This window comes from Cupriavidus sp. 05L310 (assembly GCF_056398185.1).
The window spans coordinates 1-22601 of record NZ_JBFTOX010000094.1 but is presented as its reverse complement, the minus strand read 5'-3'; the positions used below and the strand labels follow the sequence as shown (position 1 = coordinate 22601).

At 65.7% G+C, this 22601-nt stretch carries 13 protein-coding genes, 6 tRNA genes and 1 other RNA gene; 7 read left to right on the top strand and 13 right to left on the bottom strand.

The window, feature by feature from the left end; translation table 11 throughout:
• Nucleotides 1-1428, bottom strand: a 1428-nt coding sequence (locus AC1DS6_RS40040; RefSeq protein WP_477104573.1) for a DNA polymerase III subunit gamma/tau, incomplete at its 3' end; no start/stop codon positions are given.
• 83 nt (nucleotides 1429-1511) lie between these two features.
• The gene (locus AC1DS6_RS40035; protein ID WP_477104572.1) at nucleotides 1512-4010 is read right to left on the bottom strand and encodes an adenosylcobalamin-dependent ribonucleoside-diphosphate reductase; all 2499 of its coding nucleotides are present in this window, start codon (nucleotides 4008-4010) and stop codon (nucleotides 1512-1514) included.
• A 182-nt stretch (nucleotides 4011-4192) separates the two neighbouring features.
• Between AC1DS6_RS40035 and ffs the strand changes: the two genes are divergently transcribed.
• Nucleotides 4193-4291, top strand: an RNA gene (gene ffs, locus AC1DS6_RS40030) — signal recognition particle sRNA small type.
• A 251-nt stretch (nucleotides 4292-4542) separates the two neighbouring features.
• Here the strand turns inward: ffs and AC1DS6_RS40025 are convergent.
• From AC1DS6_RS40025 to AC1DS6_RS40015, 3 genes are all read right to left on the bottom strand, one after another.
• Entirely contained in the window at nucleotides 4543-8169 is a 3627-nt protein-coding gene (locus AC1DS6_RS40025; RefSeq protein WP_477104571.1) for a UvrD-helicase domain-containing protein, read from the bottom strand.
• A complete protein-coding gene (locus AC1DS6_RS40020; protein WP_477104570.1) occupies nucleotides 8166-11099 on the bottom strand; it encodes a PD-(D/E)XK nuclease family protein in 2934 nt (977 codons plus the stop codon). Before AC1DS6_RS40020 ends, AC1DS6_RS40025 begins: the two co-directional genes overlap by 4 nt.
• A gap of 122 nt (nucleotides 11100-11221) precedes the next feature.
• Complete coding sequence (locus tag AC1DS6_RS40015; RefSeq protein ID WP_035868090.1) at nucleotides 11222-11488, bottom strand: hypothetical protein; 267 nt, start codon at nucleotides 11486-11488, stop codon at nucleotides 11222-11224.
• Between the two features lie 515 nt (nucleotides 11489-12003).
• Here AC1DS6_RS40015 and trxA point away from each other — a divergent pair.
• From trxA to AC1DS6_RS39985, 6 genes are all read left to right on the top strand, one after another.
• A complete protein-coding gene (trxA, locus tag AC1DS6_RS40010) occupies nucleotides 12004-12330 on the top strand; it encodes a thioredoxin TrxA (protein WP_010814265.1) in 327 nt (108 codons plus the stop codon).
• Between the two features lie 190 nt (nucleotides 12331-12520).
• Nucleotides 12521-13783, top strand: a complete 1263-nt coding sequence (gene rho / locus AC1DS6_RS40005) for a transcription termination factor Rho (RefSeq protein WP_035868076.1) — start codon at nucleotides 12521-12523, stop codon at nucleotides 13781-13783.
• 183 nt (nucleotides 13784-13966) lie between these two features.
• Complete coding sequence (locus tag AC1DS6_RS40000; protein ID WP_441627416.1) at nucleotides 13967-14818, top strand: M90 family metallopeptidase; 852 nt, start codon at nucleotides 13967-13969, stop codon at nucleotides 14816-14818.
• A 183-nt stretch (nucleotides 14819-15001) separates the two neighbouring features.
• Nucleotides 15002-15265 (top strand): type B 50S ribosomal protein L31, encoded by a 264-nt coding sequence (locus AC1DS6_RS39995; RefSeq protein WP_017225511.1) that lies wholly within the window; start codon nucleotides 15002-15004, stop codon nucleotides 15263-15265.
• A 253-nt stretch (nucleotides 15266-15518) separates the two neighbouring features.
• A complete protein-coding gene (locus tag AC1DS6_RS39990; RefSeq protein ID WP_441627419.1) occupies nucleotides 15519-17306 on the top strand; it encodes an ArnT family glycosyltransferase in 1788 nt (595 codons plus the stop codon).
• A gap of 61 nt (nucleotides 17307-17367) precedes the next feature.
• Nucleotides 17368-18720, top strand: a complete 1353-nt coding sequence (locus AC1DS6_RS39985; RefSeq protein ID WP_441627421.1) for an MATE family efflux transporter — start codon at nucleotides 17368-17370, stop codon at nucleotides 18718-18720.
• A 256-nt stretch (nucleotides 18721-18976) separates the two neighbouring features.
• Here AC1DS6_RS39985 and AC1DS6_RS39980 read toward each other — a convergent pair.
• The 8 genes from AC1DS6_RS39980 to AC1DS6_RS39945 all read right to left on the bottom strand — a co-directional run.
• Nucleotides 18977-19053: transfer RNA gene (locus AC1DS6_RS39980), tRNA-Asp, on the bottom strand.
• A 68-nt stretch (nucleotides 19054-19121) separates the two neighbouring features.
• A tRNA-Glu gene (locus AC1DS6_RS39975) sits at nucleotides 19122-19197 on the bottom strand.
• A 107-nt stretch (nucleotides 19198-19304) separates the two neighbouring features.
• Nucleotides 19305-19380 (bottom strand) — tRNA-Ala (locus AC1DS6_RS39970).
• 331 nt (nucleotides 19381-19711) lie between these two features.
• Nucleotides 19712-19788: transfer RNA gene (locus AC1DS6_RS39965), tRNA-Asp, on the bottom strand.
• Nucleotides 19789-19857: 69 nt separating this feature from the next.
• A tRNA-Glu gene (locus tag AC1DS6_RS39960) sits at nucleotides 19858-19933 on the bottom strand.
• 107 nt (nucleotides 19934-20040) lie between these two features.
• Nucleotides 20041-20116: transfer RNA gene (locus tag AC1DS6_RS39955), tRNA-Ala, on the bottom strand.
• 264 nt (nucleotides 20117-20380) lie between these two features.
• Nucleotides 20381-21784, bottom strand: a complete 1404-nt coding sequence (gltX, locus tag AC1DS6_RS39950) for a glutamate--tRNA ligase (protein WP_441627423.1) — start codon at nucleotides 21782-21784, stop codon at nucleotides 20381-20383.
• 142 nt (nucleotides 21785-21926) lie between these two features.
• On the bottom strand, nucleotides 21927-22601 hold a 675-nt coding region (locus AC1DS6_RS39945; RefSeq protein WP_477104569.1), incomplete at its 5' end, for a group II intron maturase-specific domain-containing protein.

Genomic DNA, 22601 nt, shown 5'->3' with positions numbered 1-22601 from the left:
GCCTCCGCCACGCGCGGCGGAGGCCTGGCGCGCCGCGGCCAGCGCGGCGCGGGCGGGCGACATCGGTGCGCCGCCTGCGGCAGCGGGCGCGGCCATTGGCGCAGTGGCTACCGGGGCCGGCGCGGGCGCTACGGGCCTGGACGCAGCTTGTTGTGCCTGGACTGGCTCGGGATCGGGCCGCACCGGCGCAGCCGGACGCAGGGCGGGAGCGGCCGGAACGACAGCGGCAGCGGCATCCGCGGCAACCCGGCCCGCCGGCGCGGCAGCGCCGCGCGCGCGCGGCGCCAACTGGCCGCCACCCTGTCCACCCGCCACGGGCGCAGGACTCGCCGACGGGCGAAAGGCCAGCATGCGCAGCAGCGTCATGGTGAAACCAGCGTACTCGTCCGGCGCCAGCGCCAGTTCGCTACGGCCAAGATTGGCGATCTGATAGAACAACTGCACTTCCTGCGCATCGAACGCAGCGGCAAAGCGGCGCACTTCCGCCGCTTCCGGCCATTCTTCCTGAACCGAGGCGGGCACCGCCTGGGCCAGCGCGATCTTGTGCAGCAGCGAAGCGAGATCCTGCAAGGCCCCGGCAAACGACAGGCTGCGATCGGCCATGCCGTCGGCCACGCCCAGCATGGCGGCGCCATCCTCGGCTGCCAGCGCATCCAGCAATTGCACCAGGTAGCTCTGGTCGATGGCGCCCAGCATGCCGCGCACGGCGGCCTCGGACACCTGGCCGGCACTGTAGGCGATGGCCTGGTCGGTCAGCGACAGCGCGTCGCGCATCGAGCCATGGGCGGCCTGGGCCAGCAGGCGCAGCGCATTGGCTTCGCGCACGATGCCCTCCTCGCCCAGCACGTGGTCGAGGTGGCTGACGATATGGCCGGGCGGCATCTGCTTGAGGTTGAACTGCAGGCAGCGCGACAGCACCGTCACCGGGATCTTCTGCGGGTCGGTGGTGGCCAGGATGAATTTGACGTGCGCGGGCGGCTCTTCCAGCGTCTTCAGCATGGCGTTGAAGGCGTGGTTGGTCAGCATGTGCACTTCGTCGATCATGTAGACCTTGAAGCGCCCCGCCGTCGGGGCGTACACCGCCTTGTCGAGCAGGGAGGCCATCTCGTCGACGCCGCGGTTGGAGGCGGCGTCCATCTCGATGTAGTCGACGAAGCGCCCGCTGTCGATCTCGGTGCAGGCCTTGCACACCCCGCAAGGCTGCGCGGTGATATCGCCGTTACCATCCGGCCCGACGCAGTTCAGCGCCTTGGCCAGGATCCGGGACAGCGTGGTCTTGCCGACGCCCCGCGTGCCGGTGAACAGGTAGGCATGGTGCAGCCGCTGTTGCTCCAGCGCGTGCGTGAGCGCGCGGACCACGTGCTCCTGGCCGACCAGCGTGGTGAAATCCCGGGGGCGCCATTTGCGCGCTAGCACTTGATAACTCATGGCGGCGATTGTAGCAAAAGGCGGCCGTCCTTCAGGCAGGATTCACGGGACCGGCGCGATCCAAACCGCCGGCCCCCGCGCCGCTAGCCGCATTCGCCGACATAGCCGCAGTTGGCGCACTTGGCGCAGCCATCGACCTTGTGCAAGGCATGGGCGCCGCATTCCGGACAAGGCTTGCCCGAACCCAGCCCCAACCCTGTTGCCGGCGCGCCGCCAGCACTGACCGCCCCGGCCGGGGCCCTGCCGCCGGCACTGCCACTGTCCGGCCCTTCCAGCCCGGCCAGGCGGGCGGCAAGCGCCGCCACCGGCACCTGGGCACCGTCGGCGTCGAGAAAGCCCCGCTTGATCAGGATGCGTTGCAAGGCATAGCCGATCGCCGCCACCTCGGAATCATGGAAGCGCGGCACCTCGGTGCCGTCCTGGCGGTTGAGCACGCCGTAACGCACCGTGCCCTTGTCCCACACCACATTGCGCATGTCCGCCAGCGCCTTGGCGATCGATCCGCCCGAACGCGCCACCATCGACAGCAGTCGCATGGTGGAGGTGATCCACTGCTGGCCGTCGTTGCGCTGCCCGGCCGGCATGAAAAATTCCACCGGACGCTCCACCGCCACCGGCTTGCCGTCGAGCAGCCCCGCCACGCGCATGAAGTTCACGGTCAGGTAGACCGTCTTGTGGCCCTCATAGGTCATGTACTCGACCTTGGAGGTCACTCCTTCGAGATCGCCCACCGGACGGCTCTCGAACGGCTTTCGCAGGGGGTCGTCGGTTGTTGCCACCGCGGCGGGGACGGCCGGCGGCGGCGTCACCGACAGCACCGCCCCCAGCACGCTGTTGGGGCGGTAGGTGGCAAGTCCCTTCAGCCCGGCCCGCCAGGCTTCCAGGTAGAGGTTGCGGAAGGCCTCATAGGGATAGTCCTCAGGCACGTTGACGGTCTTGCTGATGCTGGTATCGATAAAGGGCTGCACCGCCTCCAGCATCTTCATATGATCGAGCGCCGACATCTGCAGCGCCGTGACGAAACTGTCCGGCAGTTGCGCCATATCCCCACCCAGGTGACGATAAAGGCGCCAGGCATGGTCGGCTACCTCGACTACCTTGTAGCTGTCGTCCGCCATGCGCTTCTTGCGGTTATAGGTCCAGGAGAAGGCCGGCTCGATGCCGTTCGATGCGTTATCGGCAAACGCCAGCGTGATGGTGCCGGTCGGGGCGATCGACAGCAGGTGCGAATTGCGGATGCCATCGCGGCCGATCGCCTTGCGCACGGCTTGCGGCAAGCGCTGCGCAAAACCGCTGGCCAGGTATTCCTTGGCCTTGAACAGCGGGAAGGCGCCCTTCTCGCGCGCCAGTCCGGCCGATGCCAGGTAGGCGGTATCGCGCATGGCCTGCGCAATATGCGCGGCCAGCTCTCGCCCCGGCTCGCTGTCGTAGCGGATGCCCAGCATCACCAGCGCGCTGCCCAGCCCGAGGAAACCCAGCCCGATGCGCCGCTTGGCATGGGCCTCGGCCTGCTGCTCCGGCAGCGGCCAATAGGTAACGTCTAGCACGTTGTCGAGCATGCGTACCGCCAGCCGCACCACTTCGGCGAATCCTTCGAAATCAAAGCGGCTGTCCGCGCCGAAGGGCTGGCGCACGAAGCGGGTCAGGTCGATCGAGCCCAGGTCGCAGCAGCCATAAGACGGCAGTGGCTGCTCCGCACAGGGATTGGTCGCCTCGATGCGCTCGCAGTAATAGAGATTGTTGTCGTCGTTGATATGGGACAGGAACAGGATGCCGGGCTCAGCGTGATCGTAGGTGGCCTGCATCACCTGGTCCCACAGCTGCCGCGCCGGCACGCGGCGGTAAACCCACTGGCCGTCGTCGCGCCGGTAGGCGCCGCCGGCAATGGCCTGGGCAGCGGGCTCGGCCTCATGCACCAGCTCGACCTCGCCGCCAGCCTCGACCGCCCGCATGAATTCGTCGCTCACGCCGATCGAGATATTGAAGTTGGTCAGGTCGCCGCGGTCCTTGGCGTGGATAAAGGCCTCGATGTCCGGGTGGTCGCAGCGCAGCACGCCCATCTGCGCGCCGCGGCGCGATCCGGCCGACTCCACCGTGGCGCAGGATGCGTCGAACACCTTCATGAAGGACACCGGCCCCGAGGCGCGCGAGTGCGTGCCCCGCACCAGCGCCCCGGCCGGGCGTATCGCGGAGAAATCGTAACCCACCCCGCCGCCGCGGCGCATGGTCTCCGCCGCCTGCGCCACCGCAGTGTAGATGCTGGGCTTGCCGCCGCCCGGCTCCGATACCGAATCGCCTACGGGCTGCACGAAGCAGTTGATCAGCGTGGCCTCGATGCGAGTGCCTGCCGCGGAGTTGATGCGCCCGGCAGGCACGAAGCCCTGCTCCTGCGCCCACAGGAAACGCTCGGCCCAGTGCTCGCGCTGCGACTCTGGTTCGGCCTCGGCCAGCGCGCGCGCCACGCGCAGGCGCACGTCGGCGGCGGTGGCTTCCGCGCCCTTGGCGTACTTCTCCAGCAAGACTTCGGTGGAGATGTCCTGGGGCGGCAGCGTGGTACGGAGCATCTGTTCGTTGGCATTCATCGCAGGTCTCGCTGGTGTCACGGTTGCCATATCCGCCAGCCGGGCCGCGTTGCGTCCCGACGCTGGCGGCTAGCGCGTTTTCGTCCTTGCACGCCCTGGCGTTGCCTGGGCCATGCGCTTTACTCAATCAATTTCGCGGGAAATCTGCCCGATCCGTCCGCTCTGGGTTACAATGCCGACCGGACGGGCCTCCTCGCATGGCGGCGCGGTCAACCTGGTCAGGTCGGGAACGAAGCAGCCACAGCCGTTTTCCGCCAGTGCCGAGGGTCGGGCTCGTCCCCCTAACATTCCCCAGTCGTATCCGCAGCATCCCCCCGCATCATCGCGCTTTCTTGCCGCATGTGCATCAAGCACTTGCGCCAGGCGCCGATCGTCCGCTGGTTACAATCCGCCTTCAGCAGAATATTCCCGCACGGCAGTCCGGCCGCGTCGAGTCCGCGGCTTGGGAGCCAGTTTCATCCCCCGTGCCCGCGCCGCCGACGTTAGCTATTCTGCCGCGCCTCCCCCGCCCTTGCCATGATCCAGGACATACCTAGAACAGAGAACCCTGGCGTTCCGTCTGCAGCGCCTGCGCCGCAATCCACTCCCCGTCAGCCGTGGCCACGCCAGCCTCGACCGCCCGCCCAGGGAACATCGGCCTGACCGCCGCCACATAACGCGCAAGCTGCTGCGCGTAGGCGGCGTGCTCCTGCGGCAGCAGGCGCAACTTGTAATCGATGATCACCACCCGGTCGGCGAACTCCACCAGACGGTCGATCCGCAGCAGGCGGCCGCGCGCATCGTAGAGTTCAACCTCGTTGCGCGCGCTGATGGCCGCTTGCGGGAACAGCAGCGCCCGCAAGGCCGGGGCCTCCAGCATCAGGCGCGCTGCCTCGACGGCGGCATGCGCCTGGTCCCGCCACAGCACGCGCGCCTGCGCGGTGCCGGCCCCGGCCAGCGGGAACCAGCGCATGACCACCTCGGGTTCGGGCAGCCCCTCGAACGCCTCGGGGTAACGCGTCACACGTTCCAGCAGCGCGTGCAGCAATTCGCCATGGCGAGCCGCGTCGGCATCGAACACGATGGCATGGCCATCCTCGCTCGGGCTCGCACCTTGCTCCGCCGCCTCGTCTTCCCACTCCAGCACCGGCGCCAGCGTCTCGGCCGCCTCGCGGTAACGCTGGCGAAAATCCGTATAGCGCACGCGCGCGTCGTTGCCTGACGCGGCGCCCGCCACGTCCTGCGCGCTGGCCGGCGGAAAGGGATCGACTTCCTCGCCGACCCTGGCTGACAACAATCGCGCATACCAGCTTCCCGCGATCTCGCGATTGCCTTCGCCGCTGTCGGCGCTGCGCGACGCGCGTCCCTTCACGCCGCTCACCAGCAAGCCCTGGCGCGCGCGCGTCATCGCCACATAGAGCAGGTTCCAGTTCTCGCGCTCGGCCAACGCGGCCTCGGCCTCGAACAAGGGCGCGCGTGCCAGCCCGCGCGTGCTGCGCTTGCCATACGCCGAGAAATGCACCGGCACGGGCGACGACGGCGGCCAGTCGATCAGGATGCCGCCCCGGTCAGCGGCGGCATCGCTGTGGTTTGCGTCCAGCAACACGACGAACGGGGCCTCCAGGCCCTTGGCCGCATGCACGGTGAGAATGTGGACCGCGTCCTGTGCGTTGTCGGCGGCGTCGGCATCGGCTTCGCCCTCGGCATCCTCGGCGTTGTCGGCCATGCCGCCTTCGTCCGGGCTTTCGCCTTCTTCGCCGCGGCGGATTTCCTGCAGTTCGTCGATGAACTTCGGCAAGCTCGGGTAGCGGCCGCCGTCAAGATCGAGCGAAAGCTTCAGGAAGGCATCGAGGTTCGCCAGCACCTGGTCGCGGATCTCGGCAGGCGCGGCTTCGGCATAGCGGCGGCGTACTTCGCCGCCGTGGTAGATATGGTCGATCAGGTCATGCACCGGGCGATGCGGCGCCACTTCCTGCCAGTGGCGCAGCCGCGCGATGCCGTCGCGCAGCGCGGGGCTGCTGTACTCGGGCAGCCCTTGCTCCATCAGGCAGGCCCACCATCCCGGCCGCGGCTCGCGCGCCTGAGTCATCTGCGCGATAGCAATCAGGTCTTCGTCAGTGGCGCCCACCAGCGGGCTTTTCAGCACATGGGCCAGGTCCAGATCGGATTCCGGCGTCATCAGGAAGGCCAGCAGCGCCGACAGGTCGAGCGCTTCGAGCGTGGCCAGCAAGCCGCCCCGGCGCGGGCTCAGGCACGGGATGCCGGCCTCGCGGAAGGCGCGTTCGTATTCCGCCAGATGGGTCTTGCGGCGCACCAGCAAGTGCATGTCGCTCCAGCGCGCGGGCCGCGGGCCATCGCTATCGGCGACCGGCACGGTGGCGCGGATATGCCGCAGCCAGGCGGCCACGCGCCTGCCCTCTTCGAGCCGCAGCGAATCGCCCTCATGCTGTCGCGGCTGGGTGAGCGTATCGCGGTGCGTTGCGGCATTCGGGACGGCCTCGCCGGCTTCATCGGTGGCTTCGCCCTCCGGCGTAGCGGGGTTGCCCCCCGCCTCTTCCTCGGGCTCGACCAGTGGCAGCAGCCACACCGGCCCGCCCGGCTCGCCGAGCGCGGTAGTCTGCGTCTCGAACAGCGGATAGCGGCCGTCGGCACGCGCGGCATCGAACACGGCGTTGACCCAGTCCAGCACCTCGGGGCGATTGCGGCGGGTCCGGTTGGTGCGCAGCACGGTGGCGCCGAAACCGGACTGCAGCATCTCGCTGGCGGTCTGGAACAGACGCGCATCGGCGCGGCGGAAGCGATAGATCGATTGCTTGGGGTCGCCCACCAGAAACACCGTAGGCCGCTCGCCCAGCCCCGCGTAGCCGGCCAGCCAGCCCTGCAGGATTCGCCATTGCAGCGGGTTGGTGTCCTGGAACTCGTCGAGCAGCAGGTGGCTGTAGCGTGCATCGAGCCGGACCTGCAGGTAGGTGGCGGTCTCTTCATCGCCCATCAGCCGCGCGGCCAGCCACTCCAGGTCGGCGAAGTCCATCGCGCGCTGCTCGGACTTGTGGTGCTGGTAGCGTGTCAGCAGCGCATCGCCCAAGTGGTAGAGCGCAAGGTTGACCGCCAGCACCGCAGCCTCGCAACGGCGCTGCGCCACCTGCTCCAGCGCGGCGCACATCTCGCCGTGCTCGGCCAGGAACGCGTCGACCATCGCCTCGCCGCCCAGCGCCTTGGTCAGCGCCGCGGTGGCACGCAGCGAGCGCGGCTTGCCCGCGGCAGTGAAGAACGCATCGCGCAGTACCGCGAAAGCGCGCTCGGCGGGCTCGCCTCCTGCGGCACCCGCCTCGCGCCAGGCGCGGATCGCCATGATCGCGTCAGCCAGGCGCGTGGCATGCGCCTGCTCGGTCTTGCCGCCCCTGCCCAACTGCGAAGCAAGGCCCTGGCAAGCGTCGAGCCAGCTGTCGTCGGCCAGTACTTCGAGCAGCACGTCGACCTGCGCATCCTCGCCAAGGTCGGCGGCGAGCGCCTGCGCAGGATCGGCACTTTCGCGGAACGCCAGCCACTCGCTGCGCGCGTGGAACATGGCATCAAGCAGCGCGCGCGCCTGGAACTCGCCAATGGCGTCGACCAGCCGCTCGAACGCCGCGCGCAGGTCGGCGTACGGCGGTGTTGCCAGCGCCTGCCAGAACGGCGCCCACGCTTCGCGCTTCATGCGCAGCGCGTCTTCGCGCAGCGTGGCGCCCGGCACGATGCCCGACGCCAGCGGCGCCCCGCGCAGCAGGGTGCCGAACCAGCCGTGGAACGTATCGATGGCCATGCGGCCGGGCGCGGCGAGCACCTGCGCGTGCAGGCCGCGGGCGCGCGGCAGTGCCACGCGTGCCGCATCGGGGGAAAGCCCGCGCTGCGTCAGCGCGGCGATCACCGCCTCGTCATCGTCACGCGCAAGTTGCGCGAGCACTTCCAGCAGGCGCTCGCGCATTTCCTCGGCGGCCTTGCGCGTGAAGGTGATGGCGAGGATCTCGTGCGGCGCCGCGCCAGCCAGCAACAGGCGCAACAGGCGCGCCACCAGCAGCCAGGTCTTGCCGCTGCCCGCGCAGGCCTCGACCACCACCGAGCGGGCGGGGTCGCAGGCCGCGCGAGTGAACTCAGCCTCCGCAATCGGCTCGCCATCGCGCAAATAGGCATGGATGCTCATGCGCGCCCTCCCACCTGTGGCGGCAACGCCGTGCTTTCCCAGAAACCCTTGCGGCACAGGCCGCGGGCCGTGCAATAGGTGCATGCGCTGGCATCGCCGAAAGCCGGCAGCGGCGCGTCCCGGCGCAAGCGCATCACGTCGGTGCGCAACTGTTGCTCCAGCCAGGCCACCGCGGCGTCGAAGTCAGGCAAGCCAACCTCGCGCTGGGACGCGGGCGGGCCATCCTTCACGCCCTCAAGCGCCACCCAGCTGCCACCGGCAACGTCGGCGCGCAGCAATCCATAGAATGGCAACTGGCAATCCTCTTCCACGTCCCCTACCTTGCGCTTGAGACGCAGCACGCTCTGCGTCTTGTAATCGAGCACCGCGCGGCTGCCATCGCGGGCGCGGTCGAGCCGGTCGATGCGGCCATTGACGCGCAGCGGCTGGCCATCGGGCATGGGCAGGTCGACGGTGGCGTCCAGCTCGCCATCGTCCCAGAACCAGCCTTGCGCCTCGCGTTCAGCCTGCCATGCCACGTAGGAAGGCAGCACTTCACACCAGCGGCGGTAATAGCCGATGGCGTTGCCGTCTTCCTTCATCAGCGCGCCGAACTCGTGGTCGGAAATCTCGCGCAGCCGCGCCAGCCGGGCGTCCTGGTGGCGCAAGCCGTCCTGCGATGCCTCGCGGTGGTAGCGCAACAGCACGCGGTGCAGCAGCTCGCCGATATCGCGCTTTTCCAGATCGTCGCTGACGACCTCCAGCCCGGCCAGCCCGAGCATGCGGCCCGCGAAGAACTGGTAGGGACAGCGCCGCAGCATGTTGTACGCCTGCGCGCTCCAGCGCGCAGGCACCAGTTCCGAAGCCGCTGGTGCGGGCATTCCGCCCACCTCGGCGAGGGTCTCGTGCTGCGCGGGCAAGGCACTCGCCTCGATGGGCGCGCCCGCCCGCGAGCACAGCGCGCTGAGGCGCTCGATCCAGCCCGACACGTGCTTGGGCTCGCCGCGCGCGCCAAGGCGTTGCCAGGTCAGCACGACGTCATCGTTATTCAGCAGGACCTCGGCAAGATCGCGCGCCTGCTGTGCAAAGCGCACCTCGCGATCTTCCAGCGCCAGTTCGCGCCGCATCTGGTTGGAGAAGAACATCAGTTCCGCCGCGCTGGAGGGTAGCTGCGTATCGTCGCACCCCACCACCACCACGCCATCGAAGCGCCGCATGCGCGCGCCGTTGAGCGGCAGGATGGTGATGCGCGCGGCGCCGCTGGCCGAGGGCTCCTTGTAAGCGACCGATTCGAGCAAGGCCGACAGCATGGAGCGGAACTCGCCGAGATCGAGCGTGGCGAGCGCGCCTGTCTCGTCCTGAGGCAAGTCGGCAAGGCGCGCCAGCGCGTCGAGCAGCTGGCTGCCCGCATCGTCGGCGGCCAGCGCATTGCGCATGCCGATCACGTCGAGCGTGGCATCGAGCCGCTCCAGCCAGGTCGACACCGGTTTCTGCGCCTTGCCGCGCGGCCAGGCTGCGGCTTCGGCCGCAAGGCACTGCACCAGCTCGCACGCGGCCTGCCGCGCCGCGCGGCGGGCGTCCTGCTCCGCGACATCGCCGGTGCTGGCTTCATCCGCGCTCGCGCGTGATTCGTCCGCGGCGTCCGGCCTGAAGCGCTGCTGCAGGCGGCGCCAGCCGCCACTGATGCCGTCGCGGCGAATCTGCCGCTCCAGCGCGGCGATGGCCGCGCCGCGCAAGGGGAAATGCGGCAGGCAAAACGGGCTCTTGAGCAGGTCGAGCAGGGCCGAGGTATCGCCGTCCTGGTTGAGCAGATCGAACCAGCGCATCAGCGCGGCGGCGGCGCGCGTGGTTGAGAGTTTCCAGCCCGTTTCGTCGCGCACCGGCGCGCCGGCGCGCGCCAGCAAGGCGCGCGCGCGCCGCGCCACCACACGATCGTGCGCAACCAGGGCTACGTGGCGCCGGCCTTCATTGAGCCACTGCACAAGCTGGTCGGCGGCGGCGCCGGCTTCGTCCTCGAAGCGCGCGCTGCCGATCACGCGCACGCGTGGGCGCCCGGCCGGCAGGCCGCGCGGCGCGCGGCGCGGCGCCGCTTCCTGCGCCCCCGGCAACCTGGCCTCCGGCCACAGGGCAAGCAGGGTGTCATACCAGTCGAATGCCCCTGCCGCGGCGTCTTCATCATCCCCGCCAGCATCGAGCGCGTGGCTCTCCGACGGCGTTGACTGCGCCGACCAGTCATAGCCGATGCGGATCACCGGCACGAGCTCGGCGGCCTGCTTCAGGAAGGCGTCCTCGATCGGCGCGGGCGGAGTCGGCCCCAGCCAGATCACCGGCCCCGCCACGTGCTGGGCCAGCCGGTGCAGAACGCGGCGGCGCGCCGGCAGCGGATCGTCCGGGCCCGACAAGGCTTGCCAGAAGGCCATCACGATGCGCGCCTCCTCGCCAAGGAAGCGCGACGACAAATGCGCGTAGGTTCGTTCCAGCGCGCCTTGCAGCAGCGCGGCGCGGTCGTCGCCGTCGATGTCTTCATCGCGGATGGCGTCATCGTCAAGCCAGCGCGCGCTCAGTTCGTCGCTGATGGTCAGCAGCGTCTGCGCCAGCCCCCACGCCGCTGCCTCGGTCTGCGCGCCGAAGGCACGCCGTAACCAGTCCTGCGCGCGGATGGCCTGCTGCACCGCCAGCAGCCGGGCCGCATGGCTGCGCACCGGCACCGGGTCGGGCGGCAGATCGAGCAACCAGTGGCCAAGCGTGAGCACGCGCGGCAGCAGGCGCGGCGCGCCGGCAGCGCGCGCCGCGGCATCCAGCGCCTGCCGCACGCCGGGAATCTGCGCCGCGGTAGGCACTACCACGTGCGCAGCGGCTTGCTGCTCCCCGCAATGGTCGAGAAAATACCAGGCCGAAGCGGCAGCCTGCGGCAGGAAGTCGGGGCCGGGACGGAATTGCAGCGAAGTCATGAAGCGAGTGTGGCGGCCGGATCGGAAGTCATGGCGCGCGGCGCGCAGGCACGCACTGCCTGGCCGGCGAGCCGGGCAGCGCGCTCGGGCAACGTGAAAATACGGGAAAACCCCGAGGGTCTTCAGTGGCTGCCGCCCTCCAGACGGGCGCGGATCTCGCGCGCGGTCTCGAGCAAGCCCTGGTAGCCGGAGCGTGCATGCTCGGGAAGGTCGGGGTCACCGACCAGCGCGCCCAATGTCTCGATGATGCTGTACAGAAGACCCTTGGCCGCGCCGCCGGCAATGCTGTTCTGTTCGACCGCGCTATTGATGTGATCCAGCGCGTCGCTCAGGTGTCCCACTTCGGGCGGCTGTTGCGGATCGGGCTTGGAAGGGGTGTCGGGCGTCATGGTCGATTTGCCTTGTCTGTTGCGCGGGAAGGCGCCGGGCGCAAGGCCTGGCGCATGTTTATATTCTACGCGCCCCGGCGCGCCGCACATTCGCGAACACGCAAGGGAGCGCTCGGGCCATGCGGCACCAAAGCGAAGTGTCCGATAAATCATACGCCGGCCGCGCCGCATCGGCCTTTGCCGCAGCCCCCGATTGAGAAAAGCTCTCGCCCCGATTAATAGAATCACTCAACAGGGCCAGCCTTCCGGGGCAGAATGCCCCCATGCTTCGCCGCACAAAAATGTCTTTCCCCGCCGTGTTCGGCAACGCACCGTGACCTTGACCGGGAAGGTATTGAATTCCCGTCAACTGGTAACATATGAGCAAAACCCGCCTTTCCGTGGCGTGCCCGTCGCTCGGGCCCGCACGCACCGGGTGATGCGCCTGCCTACGGGTATGCGCAAACTCGTGTAATGTAGCGGTTCGGCAAATCCCGCCTTCAAATCAAACAGAGCGAAACCAGAGGTTTTCCGCCATGAGTGAACAAATCAAGTATGTGAGCGACGCCTCCTTCGACGCCGACGTGCTCCAGTCCGACAAGCCCGTCCTGCTCGACTTCTGGGCCGAATGGTGCGGCCCGTGCAAGATGATCGCCCCGATCCTGGACGAAGTGGCCAAGGACTACGGCGACAAGCTGCAGATCGCCAAGATCAACGTCGATGAAAACCAGCAAGTGCCGGCCAAGTTCGGCATCCGCGGTATTCCCACGCTGATCCTGTTCAAGAATGGCGCGGTTGCCGCGCAGAAGGTCGGCGCGCTGTCCAAGTCGCAACTGACCGCTTTCCTCGACGGCAATCTGTAAGTCGCTAGCCCGGGGCGAGGTGCCGCCAGGCGCCGCCCCGGTTGTAGCCACAATCCGACGTCCGTGCGCCAGTCCTGGCGCACCGTCCGGATTGTGCTAAGATGGCACCAACAACTTCCCCGAGCGTTCGCTCATTTCTTCCCCCTTCCTTTAGGTCCAGCCCGTCCGGGCGCCTCTGTACCCCTCGTCTATGCACCTGACAGAACTCAAATCGCTTCACGTGTCTGCGCTTCTCGAAATGGCCGCGACCCTCGAGATCGACAATGCACAACGGATGCGCAAACAGGAGCTGATGTTTGCGATCCTGAAGAAGCGCGCCAAGCTGGGCGAAACCATCTTCGGAGACGGCACGCTGGAAGTCCTGCCGGACGGCTTCGGCTTCCTGCGCTCGCCCGAGACCTCCTACCTGGCAAGCACGGACGACATCTACATCAGCCCTTCGCAGATCCGCCGCTTCAATCTGCATACCGGCGATACGATCGAGGGCGAAGTACGGACCCCGAAGGACGGCGAGCGCTATTTCGCGCTGGTGAAGGTGGACAAGGTCAACGGCCAGGCGCCTGAAGCGGTGAAGAACCGCATCATGTTCGAGAACCTGACGCCGCTGCACCCGAACCGGCCGCTCACGCTCGAACGCGAAATCCGCGCCGAGGAAAACATCACCGGCCGCATCATCGACATGATCGCGCCGATCGGCCGCGGCCAGCGCGCGCTGCTGGTGGCATCGCCAAAGTCCGGCAAGACCGTGATGCTGCAGCACATCGCCCATGCGATTGCCAACAACCATCCGGAAGCCGACCTGTTCGTGCTGTTGATCGACGAACGGCCGGAAGAAGTGACCGAAATGCTGCGCTCGGTGCGCGGCGAAGTGGTGGCGTCGACCTTCGACGAGCCCGCCATCCGCCACGTGCAGGTTGCCGAAATGGTGATCGAAAAGGCCAAGCGCCTGGTCGAGCTCAAGCGCGACGTGGTGATCCTGCTGGACTCGATCACCCGCCTGGCACGCGCCTACAACACGGTGGTGCCGGCTTCGGGCAAGGTGCTGACCGGCGGCGTGGACGCCAACGCGCTGCAACGCCCCAAGCGTTTCTTCGGCGCCGCGCGTAACCTGGAAGAAGGCGGCTCGCTGACCATCATCGCCACCGCGCTGATCGAAACCGGCAGCCGCATGGACGACGTGATCTACGAAGAATTCAAGGGCACCGGCAATATGGAAGTGCACCTGGAACGCCGCCTGGCGGAAAAACGCGTCTATCCGTCGATCAACCTGAACAAGTCCGGCACCCGCCGCGAGGAATTGCTGATCAAGCCGGATATCCTGCAGAAGGTGTGGGTGCTGCGCAAGTTCATCTCGGATATGGACGAAGTGCAGGCCATGGAATTCATCCTCGACAAGATGAAGGCGACCAAGAACAACGCCGAGTTTTTCGATATGATGCGCAGAGGCGGCTGATCGTTCGCTGTGCCGCGCACGGCTGGTTCGCGCGCTGGTACCGCACAGGAAGGGCGTGCCTCGGCGCGCCCTTTTTGTATTTTTGCACTACGATGCATTGCTTGCCGATGTCCTGACCTGGCTTTGGGTCCCGCGTCCTGCTTCATGCGCGCGCCACCTCGATGCCACACCTGCAGGAGTCCCATGTTCGGCCGACTGAGCCACTTCCTGCGTGCGCGCTCGCGCGTGCGCAAACTCGAGCACTACGCGATCCCCGATGCGCTGTGGGCACACACGGTGGCGAGCCTGCCCTTCGTGCAGCGCTATGGCGCCGCCGACCTCGCCGCCTTGCGCGAACTCGCCACGCTCTTCATCGCCGAAAAGGAATACTCCACCGCGCACAACCTGCCTCTTACCGATGAAATGGTGACGATCGTGGCGGTGCAGGCCTGCGTGCCCATCCTCAGGCTGGGTATCGAGTGGTATCGCGGCTGGCGCGGCATCGTGCTTTACCCTGGAGAGTTCGTCATCCGACGTACCGTCGAGGACGATATCGGGCTGGTGCACGGCGTGGTCGAGGAAGCCAGCGGCGAAGCCTGGGAACACGGCCCGGTCATCCTTTCCTGGCCCGACGTGAAGACCCCGGGCGCCGGCCTGAACGCGCGCCACGCCCACCCGGACGACACCTATAACGTGGTCATCCACGAATTCGCCCACAAGCTCGACATGCTCGATGGCGAGCCCGACGGCGTGCCACCCTTCTCACGCGTACTTCACCCAGGCATCGACCGTGAGCAGTGGGCCGAGACCTTCCTGTCCGAATACGACCGCTTCGCTGAGGCCTGCGACAGGCAATCCGACCATGCCTGGGATCATCCGGAGCGGCTTCCACCCGCGCTACGCGTGATCGACCCCTATGGCTGCGAGGCACCCAGCGAGTTCTTCGCGGTGGCATCGGAAACATTCTTTGTCGAGCCGGTTGGCCTGCGTCGATATTGGCCTGCCCTCTATGACTCGCTGGCGGCGTTCTACCGCCAGGATCCGGGCTCCATGTGACGAAAGGTATATTTTTCGGGGTACTCGCCCGTCCTCCTGCTGGCGCACTCAAATCTTGCCCAGTTTTTTGTTTTTCTGCGATAATCCCGGATTGTCCGTTATCGGCAAGTGGTTCGTTCGCCGCAATACCCGGCAGCAGCGCGGCAAACAACGGACTGGCTACCCAACCTGAAAGGAAACATCATGAAAGAAGGCATTCACCCGAATTATCGCGAAGTCGTGTTCCTCGACGTGTCGAACGACTTCAGCTTTGTGACCCGCTCGACCATCCAGACGCGCGACACGATCACCCGCGACGGCAAGGAATACCCGCTGGCCAAGATCGAAGTCTCGTCGGAATCGCACCCGTTCTACACCGGCACCCAGAAGATCATGGACACGGCCGGCCGCGTCGAGAAGTTCCGCCAGAAATTCGGCAGCAAGCTGGGCAAGGCCGCCGCGAAGTAATTCGCCGCGAGCCCGCTCGCTGCACGGCTTCGGACAAGATGCTCCGGCGCCGCGCACCCAAGCAAAGAGGCAGCATCGGCTGCCTCTTTGCTTTTGCAGCCCTCGCGCGGTTGGCGCCTTTCACGCCAGCGCCAGGCGCACTTCGTCCGATACCATTGCGTATTCCGCCCCGCATCGGCGGTGTCCCATGCGAATGAGCCGGATGTAGCCAACCGGGAGCGCCCGTCCCGGCCGCCCCAAGCCCGACCGATCAATGAGTGCAGCCAAGACTTCCCGTGTCCACCTGACCGCAGCCGCCACCGGCACGCTTCCGCGCGCGCTGTTGCTGGCCATCTGCATCATCTACGGCCTGGCCGGGCTGTTTGGCCGCGACCCGTGGAAGAATGAGGACGCGGCCGGTTTCGGTGTGATGTGGCAACTGGCCACGGGGGGCGCGCAGGACTGGCTCATGCCCAATATCGTGGGCCGCCCCTATGGGGAAGACGGCCCCCTGGTATTCTGGGTCGGCGCCTTCATGATCCGGCTGTTTGGCGGCTGGCTCGGCGCGCCGGACGCGTCGCGCGTGGCCACCGCACTCTTCTACTTCGGCACCTGCGCCCTGATCTGGTACGCCACCTACCTGCTTGGCCGGCGCGCCGAGGTACAGCCCTTTGCCTATGTCTTCGGCGGCCAGCCCAATGCGCGCGACTACGGCCGCACGCTGGCCGACGGTGCCTTGCTGATCTTCCTGGCCTGCGTCGGCCTGGCCATGCGCGGGCACGAGACCACGCCGCAGGTGGGCCAGGTCTGCTTCGTCGCCATGAGCCTGTACGGCATGGTGCGCAGCCTGGACAAACCGGTCCAGGGCGGCATCTGGCTGGGCGTAGGGCTTGGCGCGCTGACCCTGTCCAGCGGCCCGGTCATCCCGCTGGTGCTGCTCGCGTCGATCATTGTCTGCGGCCTGGCTTGCAAGCCTCTGCCCCTGCCGCGCCTGTTGCTGGTGAGCGTGCCGCTGGCACTTGCAATGGTGGCGGCCTGGATGGCCGCCGCCTACTTCGGCGCCACCGACCCCAGCGACGCCGTGACCTTTATCCGCGAGTGGTCGCGCTACGACCGCCGCACCTATGGCGCGCCGAACGCCACCGCGCTCAACTTCGTCGCACGCAACCTGCTGCTGTTCACCTGGCCGGTATGGCCGATTGCCGGCTGGGCCTGGCTGAGCTGGTCGGGGATGCGCCGTGCGCCGCATGTGGCGCTGCCGCTTGCCATGCTGCTGCCGCCGCTGCTGATGCTGTTCCTGCTGCGCCAGCCGGGCGATGTGCAGTTCATCCTGCTGCTGCCGCCGATGGCGGTACTGGCTGCATTCGGCCTGCCTACGCTCACGCGCGCGGCCATCAATGCAATCGACTGGTTCGCCCTGCTGTTTTTCACCATCTTCGGCGGCTTTGTCTGGTTCATGTGGATCGCCAGGACGACGGGCCAGCCGCCGCGCATCGCCGCCAATATCCACCGCCTGCTGCCGGGCTTCCAGGAAGACTTCACTATCCGCGCAGTGGTGTATGCACTGCTGGTAACCGTGGCCTGGATCCTGATCGTGCGCTGGCGGCTGTCGCGCGCACCCAAGCAAATCTGGCGCCCCGTGGTGATCTCGGCCGCCGGCACCACGCTGATGTGGGTGCTGGCGATGACCCTGTGGATGCCATCGATCAACTACGGCAAGACCTATCGCGACGTGGCGCAAGCCGCTTCGATGGCGCTGCCCGCCACTTATAACTGCGTGCAACCGATCCGGATGGGCGATGCGCAACTCGCGTCGTTCGCGTATTTCGGCCATATCCGCTTTGGCGGCCCGGCGGACGCGTGCGACATCCTGCTGCGCCATGATCCGGTCGATTACGGCGAGCCCACCAGCATCTCGCATTTCGAATGGCGGCTGATTTGGGAAGGCCGCCGCCCTTCCGACCGCGATGAGCGCTTCCGCATGTATCGCCTGGTTGATATGTCCCGCGTAGCGCCGCCCAAGTCCAGCCCGCCTACGCGCCGGCTGCCCCGCCAACCCTGAGACGGACATAGATGGTTCGACGAGATCGCTGGTACTCCTCTCCCAGGCAACGGCACGACGCATGACTGCACTCCAGGATATCCGCCGGATCTCTGTGCTGGCCGCGCCGGTCCTGGTCGGCCAGCTCGCAGTGATCGCCTTCGGCGTGATCGATACCATCATGGCGGGTCGCGCCTCGGCGATCGACCTGGCGGCGGTGGGGCTGGGCGGATCGATTTACGTCACGATCTACATCAGCCTGATGGGCGTATTGCAGGCGCTTGCCCCGATTGCCGGCCAACTCCATGGGGCCGGGCGCAGTGCCGAGATCGGCAGCGAGGTCAGGCAAGCCGCCTGGCTTGGACTGGCGCTGGCCGTGCCTGGCATGTTGCTGCTCTTGTTCCCCGGTCCGCTGCTGGATTTTGCCCAGGCGCCGCCCGAACTGGTTGAGAAGGCAACGCGCTACCTGCATCTCCAGGCCTTCGGCTTGCCGGCCGCGCTGGGCTTTCGCATCTATTCCGCGCTGAACAATGCCTTGTCGCGTCCGGTCATGGTGACGGTGCTGCAGCTTGCCGGGCTGGCGGTGAAGATTCCGCTCAATGCCTGGTTCATCGGTGGCGGCTTCGGCATCGCGGCCATGGGCGGACCCGGCTGCGCGCTCGCTTCGGCACTGATCAGCTGGATCTGGTGCATCTCCGGCGTCCTGATCCTGCGGCGCAACGCGGCGTACCGTCCCTTGCAGATATTTTCCAGCTGGGCATGGCCGCAGGCGCGGCCGATCCGCGCGCTGCTGCGGCTGGGCGTGCCAATGGGACTGACCTACCTGATCGAGATAACCTCGTTCACGCTGATGTCGATCTTCATCACGCGCATGGGCACCGTCGTGCTGGCCGGGCACCAGATCATTGCCAACCTCGGCGCGGTGGCCTACATGCTGCCGCTGTCACTGGCAATCGCCACCTCGACGCTGGTGGCGCAAGCCCTTGGCGCGCGCGACCGGACGGCGGCGCGCCGCATCGCCCGGCACGGGATCTGCCTGGCGGCGGCGCTGGCGATCATGGTCGGCGGCATGCTGTGGATCCTGCGCGAGCCGCTGCTGCATGCCTATGCCAAGGACCCTGCGGTGGTCGGCGCCGCCCTGCCGCTGATGCTGTTCATTGCCTTCTACCAGGCCTTCGATGCGGTACAAGTCATGACGGCATTCATCCTGCGCGCCTACAAGATCGCACTGGTGCCGACCTTGATCTATGCGCTGTCCCTCTGGGGCGTCGGCCTGGGTGGCGGTTACGTGCTTGGTTTTGGCCTGATCGACGCCCTGCCAGCCTTCACGCATGGCGCCGCTGGGTTCTGGATGGCCAACAGCATCAGCCTGGCCATCGCCGGCTCGTTGCTGGTGCGCTACTTCGTTACCGTCAGCCGTCGCCACGACGGTTAAGCCTGCCCCCCCTGACGTGCGTGCCGGATGGATTTTGCCTGTGACCCGGCAGGCATGTGCAGGACATACCGACGGTCCGTCCGCAAGCGCTACGCAACAATATCCGACTACCCAAGAAAGACAGAGGCAAGTAATACGCACGCGCCGTCGCTGCGCGAGCGGCGCCGAATTGCCGGAGATTATCAATGAGCCGCCAGGGTAAGTGCCGGATAGCAAAAGAAAAAACCCGCATGGCATAACCATGCGGGTTTAGTTTTGGCGGAGTGGACGGGACTCGAACCCGCGACCCCCGGCGTGACAGGCCGGTATTCTAACCAGCTGAACTACCACTCCATACTCTTGCTTATCACCACGAGCCACGCTCCTGATGACAAACCGAACGTTTGGTTACGTTCGTTATCTGGCGTCCCCTAGGGGATTCGAACCCCTGTACTCACCGTGAAAGGGTGATGTCCTAGGCCTCTAGACGAAGGGGACAAGAACTTGTTTTTCAACTTGTTCCGTCTTGCGTGCCGAAGACCTTAACAACCAGATCCTCGCCACACTGGAAGCCTCGATTCACTAGACTCGAAACTTCCGGCATTTGGTGGAGCTAAGCGGGATCGAACCGCTGACCTCTTGCATGCCATGCAAGCGCTCTCCCAGCTGAGCTATAGCCCCATGGTACTACGTTGCTGCATCGCGGCTTACCACCGCCGTCGTTTTCGCGTTTGTTTCTTCGTTTCAGCGAAGACGAGATTATATAAACAACTTTGCCCTTTGACAACCCCTTTGGGCAGCGAATCGATTAAGGGCGGGGTCATGCAGGGCTATAGCGGAGCACTATCGCGATAATGCCCTGCCGCCCAGAAAACACGACCGCGAATAATGTGCCGCGCACAGCCACGCACGATCGTGCGTCGATTTGCCGGAGATTATCAACGAGTCTCCAGGGTAATTGCCGGACGGCAAAAGAAAAAACCCGCATGGCATAACCATGCGGGCTTAGTTTTGGCGGAGTGGACGGGACTCGAACCCGCGACCCCCGGCGTGACAGGCCGGTATTCTAACCAACTGAACTACCACTCCATACTCTTACTTATCACCACGAGCCAACGCTCCTGACGACAAACCGAACGTTTGGTTACGTTCGTTATTTGGCGTCCCCTAGGGGATTCGAACCCCTGTACTCACCGTGAAAGGGTGATGTCCTAGGCCTCTAGACGAAGGGGACAGAAACTTGTTTTTCAACTTATTCCGTCTTGCACGACGAAGACCTTAACTACCAGACCTTCACCGCACTAAAAGTTTTGATTCACTAAAATCAAAACTCCGGCATTTTGGTGGAGCTAAGCGGGATCGAACCGCTGACCTCTTGCATGCCATGCAAGCGCTCTCCCAGCTGAGCTATAGCCCCATGGTACAACACTACTAATTCACTACCTGCCGCCGCCGTTTCGCGTTTGTTTCTTCGTTTCGGCGAAAGCAAGATTATATAAACAACCCTGCTTTTCGACAACCCTTTTTTAACTTTTTCAGCGATCCGCATTACTGCGAAATTACTACCTATCGCCTCCATCCGTTAAGCCCGCTTGGTTTTTTCCGCGCTGCAGGGAGAACGAGATTATGCTCAAGTCCTGGCAAAAGCGCAAGCCCCCGCCAGGATTTTTTGCAAACTTCCTCAGGCGAGTCCGGCCTGGATGCGACGCAGCACGGTGTCGCGCCCGAACAACTCCAGCACGGCGTCGATGGCGGGGGTCTGCAACTGTCCCGCCACCAGCAGGCGCACCGGCATGGCCAGCTTCGGCATCTTCAGGCCGAACTCGGCCAGCACGGCCTTGAATGCTGCGCTGATGTCCTCCCGCTTCCATTCCGTCAGGGCCGCCAGCCGTGCAGCCAGGGCCTGCAGCGCCGGCAGGATATCGGCGTTGAGATGCTCGGCCTTGAGCACCGGGTCAGCTTGCGGCTCGCCGCGATAGAACAGCATCGCCGCCTGCGCCACATCTTTCAAGGTATTGGCTCGATCCTTCACCAGCGCGATGACACCTTCCAGACTGGCACCCTCCACCTTGCCGCCCAGCGCCTCGATAAACGGTTGGGTCAGCCCAGCCAGGCGCGCGTTGTCGCCCACCTTGATGTAGTGGTTGTTGAGCCAGGCCAGCTTCTCGGGGTTGTACTGCGCCGGCGACTTGCCCAGGTGCTCCAGGTCAAACCACTCTACGAACTGCTCGCGCGAGAAGATCTCGGCGTCGCCATGCGCCCAGCCCAGGCGGGCCAGGTAGTTGAGCACGGCCTCGGGCAGATAGCCTTCGTCACGATAGCCGGTCACGGCCATGGCGCCATGGCGTTTGCTCATCTTTTCGCCCTGCTCGTTGAGCACGGTCGGCAAGTGGGCATAGACAGGCGGCGTACCGCCGAGTGCGCGGATGATGTTGATCTGCCGCGGCGTGTTGTTGACGTGATCGTCGCCGCGAATCACGTGGGTGATCTGCATATCGAGGTCATCGACCACCACGCAGAAGTTATAGGTGGGCGTGCCGTCCGGGCGGGCAATCACCAGGTCGTCGAGCTCGTCGTTCGATATCTCGATGCGCCCTTTGACCGCGTCGTCCCAGACCACGCTGCCGCCAATGGGATTCCTGAAGCGGATCACTGGCTGCACCCCGGCCGGCGGCTGCGGCAGGACCTTGCCCGGCTCGGGGCGCCAGAAGCCGTTATAGCGCGGCTTCTCGCCGCGCTCGCGCTGCGCGTCGCGTAGCGCATCCAGTTCCTCCGTGCTCATGTAGCAGGGATAGGCCAGCTCGCTGCCCAGCATCTGCTTGACCACCTCGCGATAGCGGTCCATGCGCTGCATCTGATAGAACGGGCCTTCGTCGATATCGAGCTCGAGCCAGGCCATGCCCTCCAGGATCACGTCCACCGACTCCTGAGACGAACGCTCGACGTCCGTGTCTTCGATGCGCAGGATGAAATCGCCCTTCATGCGGCGTGCAAAGGCCCAGGGGTAGAGCGCGGAGCGGATATTGCCGAGGTGAATGAAGCCGGTCGGGCTCGGCGCGAAGCGGGTGCGGACGCGTTGTGTCATAGAGGAATGAAACAAAAAAGCCCGCGCACGAATGCGCGCAGGCCGGAGTGTGGAGGGTAGGGACAGGTCATTGCTGACCCATCCCCCCCGAGGAACCGTACGTGCGAGTTTCCCCGCATACGGCTCATGTCTTCTGCAAATGTTAATTAAACACCGGTTTCACAACAGTTTGACCGTAGTGGTGAACTTGGATGTGGCAGTTCGGGTGCAGCAGCACGCGATTCCCTAGAGCATCGGACCCGCCGAGAATGCGCGGTTCCAAGTGGTGATCTTCCCACCCGGTCTCTTTGGTTATCTTGCACTGACACACCGCACACAGCCCTCGCTGGGACAGATACAGCTTGATCCACTGCTTTCGGTGCGACATGCTTGATTGCATGCGCTCCTGTCGCAACTTTTCGCCATACTGCTCCTGCTCGGGATCAAAGGGGTTGTAGCTCCCTTTGATCTTAGTGTGCCGTTGAATGATCGTACTCGAAAGCGAGTACAACTCCTTCCAGTAGCTACTACCACCCGCCTTTGTTACCGTGGTCCCGAACACCCAGTGCCGTTCCCCGACCGATGCATAGTACTTCTTCCGCACCCAGCCAGAGTCCTTTCCGCTGTGTCGCCGTTTCGCCCATCGCCATAGAGCCCGAAAAATATCGTGCTCCACGCGTGTGAACGTTGCCTTCGCAACCACTGGACTGTGATACTGCGCCCAGCCCCTTAGCATCGGATTCAGCAGAGCGATTAGATCCGCCTGCTTTACCGCTTTGTTAGCACTGATGACTTCCTTCACCTTGCGATAGAACGTCTGCACGTTCTTTTTGCTTGG

Excerpts from the sequence above, each read along its gene's own strand:
- AC1DS6_RS40035 (WP_477104572.1), bottom strand. The coding sequence starts at position 4,010 with ATGAATGCCAACGAACAGATGCTCCGTACCACGCTGCCGCCCCAGGAC.
- AC1DS6_RS40025 (WP_477104571.1), bottom strand. The coding sequence starts at position 8,169 with ATGAGCATCCATGCCTATTTGCGCGATGGCGAGCCGATTGCGGAGGCT.
- AC1DS6_RS40020 (WP_477104570.1), bottom strand. The coding sequence starts at position 11,099 with ATGACTTCGCTGCAATTCCGTCCCGGCCCCGACTTCCTGCCGCAGGCT.
- AC1DS6_RS40015 (WP_035868090.1), bottom strand. The coding sequence starts at position 11,488 with ATGACGCCCGACACCCCTTCCAAGCCCGATCCGCAACAGCCGCCCGAA.
- trxA (WP_010814265.1), top strand. The coding sequence starts at position 12,004 with ATGAGTGAACAAATCAAGTATGTGAGCGACGCCTCCTTCGACGCCGAC.
- rho (WP_035868076.1), top strand. The coding sequence starts at position 12,521 with ATGCACCTGACAGAACTCAAATCGCTTCACGTGTCTGCGCTTCTCGAA.
- AC1DS6_RS40000 (WP_441627416.1), top strand. The coding sequence starts at position 13,967 with ATGTTCGGCCGACTGAGCCACTTCCTGCGTGCGCGCTCGCGCGTGCGC.
- AC1DS6_RS39995 (WP_017225511.1), top strand. The coding sequence starts at position 15,002 with ATGAAAGAAGGCATTCACCCGAATTATCGCGAAGTCGTGTTCCTCGAC.
- AC1DS6_RS39990 (WP_441627419.1), top strand. The coding sequence starts at position 15,519 with ATGAGTGCAGCCAAGACTTCCCGTGTCCACCTGACCGCAGCCGCCACC.
- AC1DS6_RS39985 (WP_441627421.1), top strand. The coding sequence starts at position 17,368 with ATGACTGCACTCCAGGATATCCGCCGGATCTCTGTGCTGGCCGCGCCG.
- gltX (WP_441627423.1), bottom strand. The coding sequence starts at position 21,784 with ATGACACAACGCGTCCGCACCCGCTTCGCGCCGAGCCCGACCGGCTTC.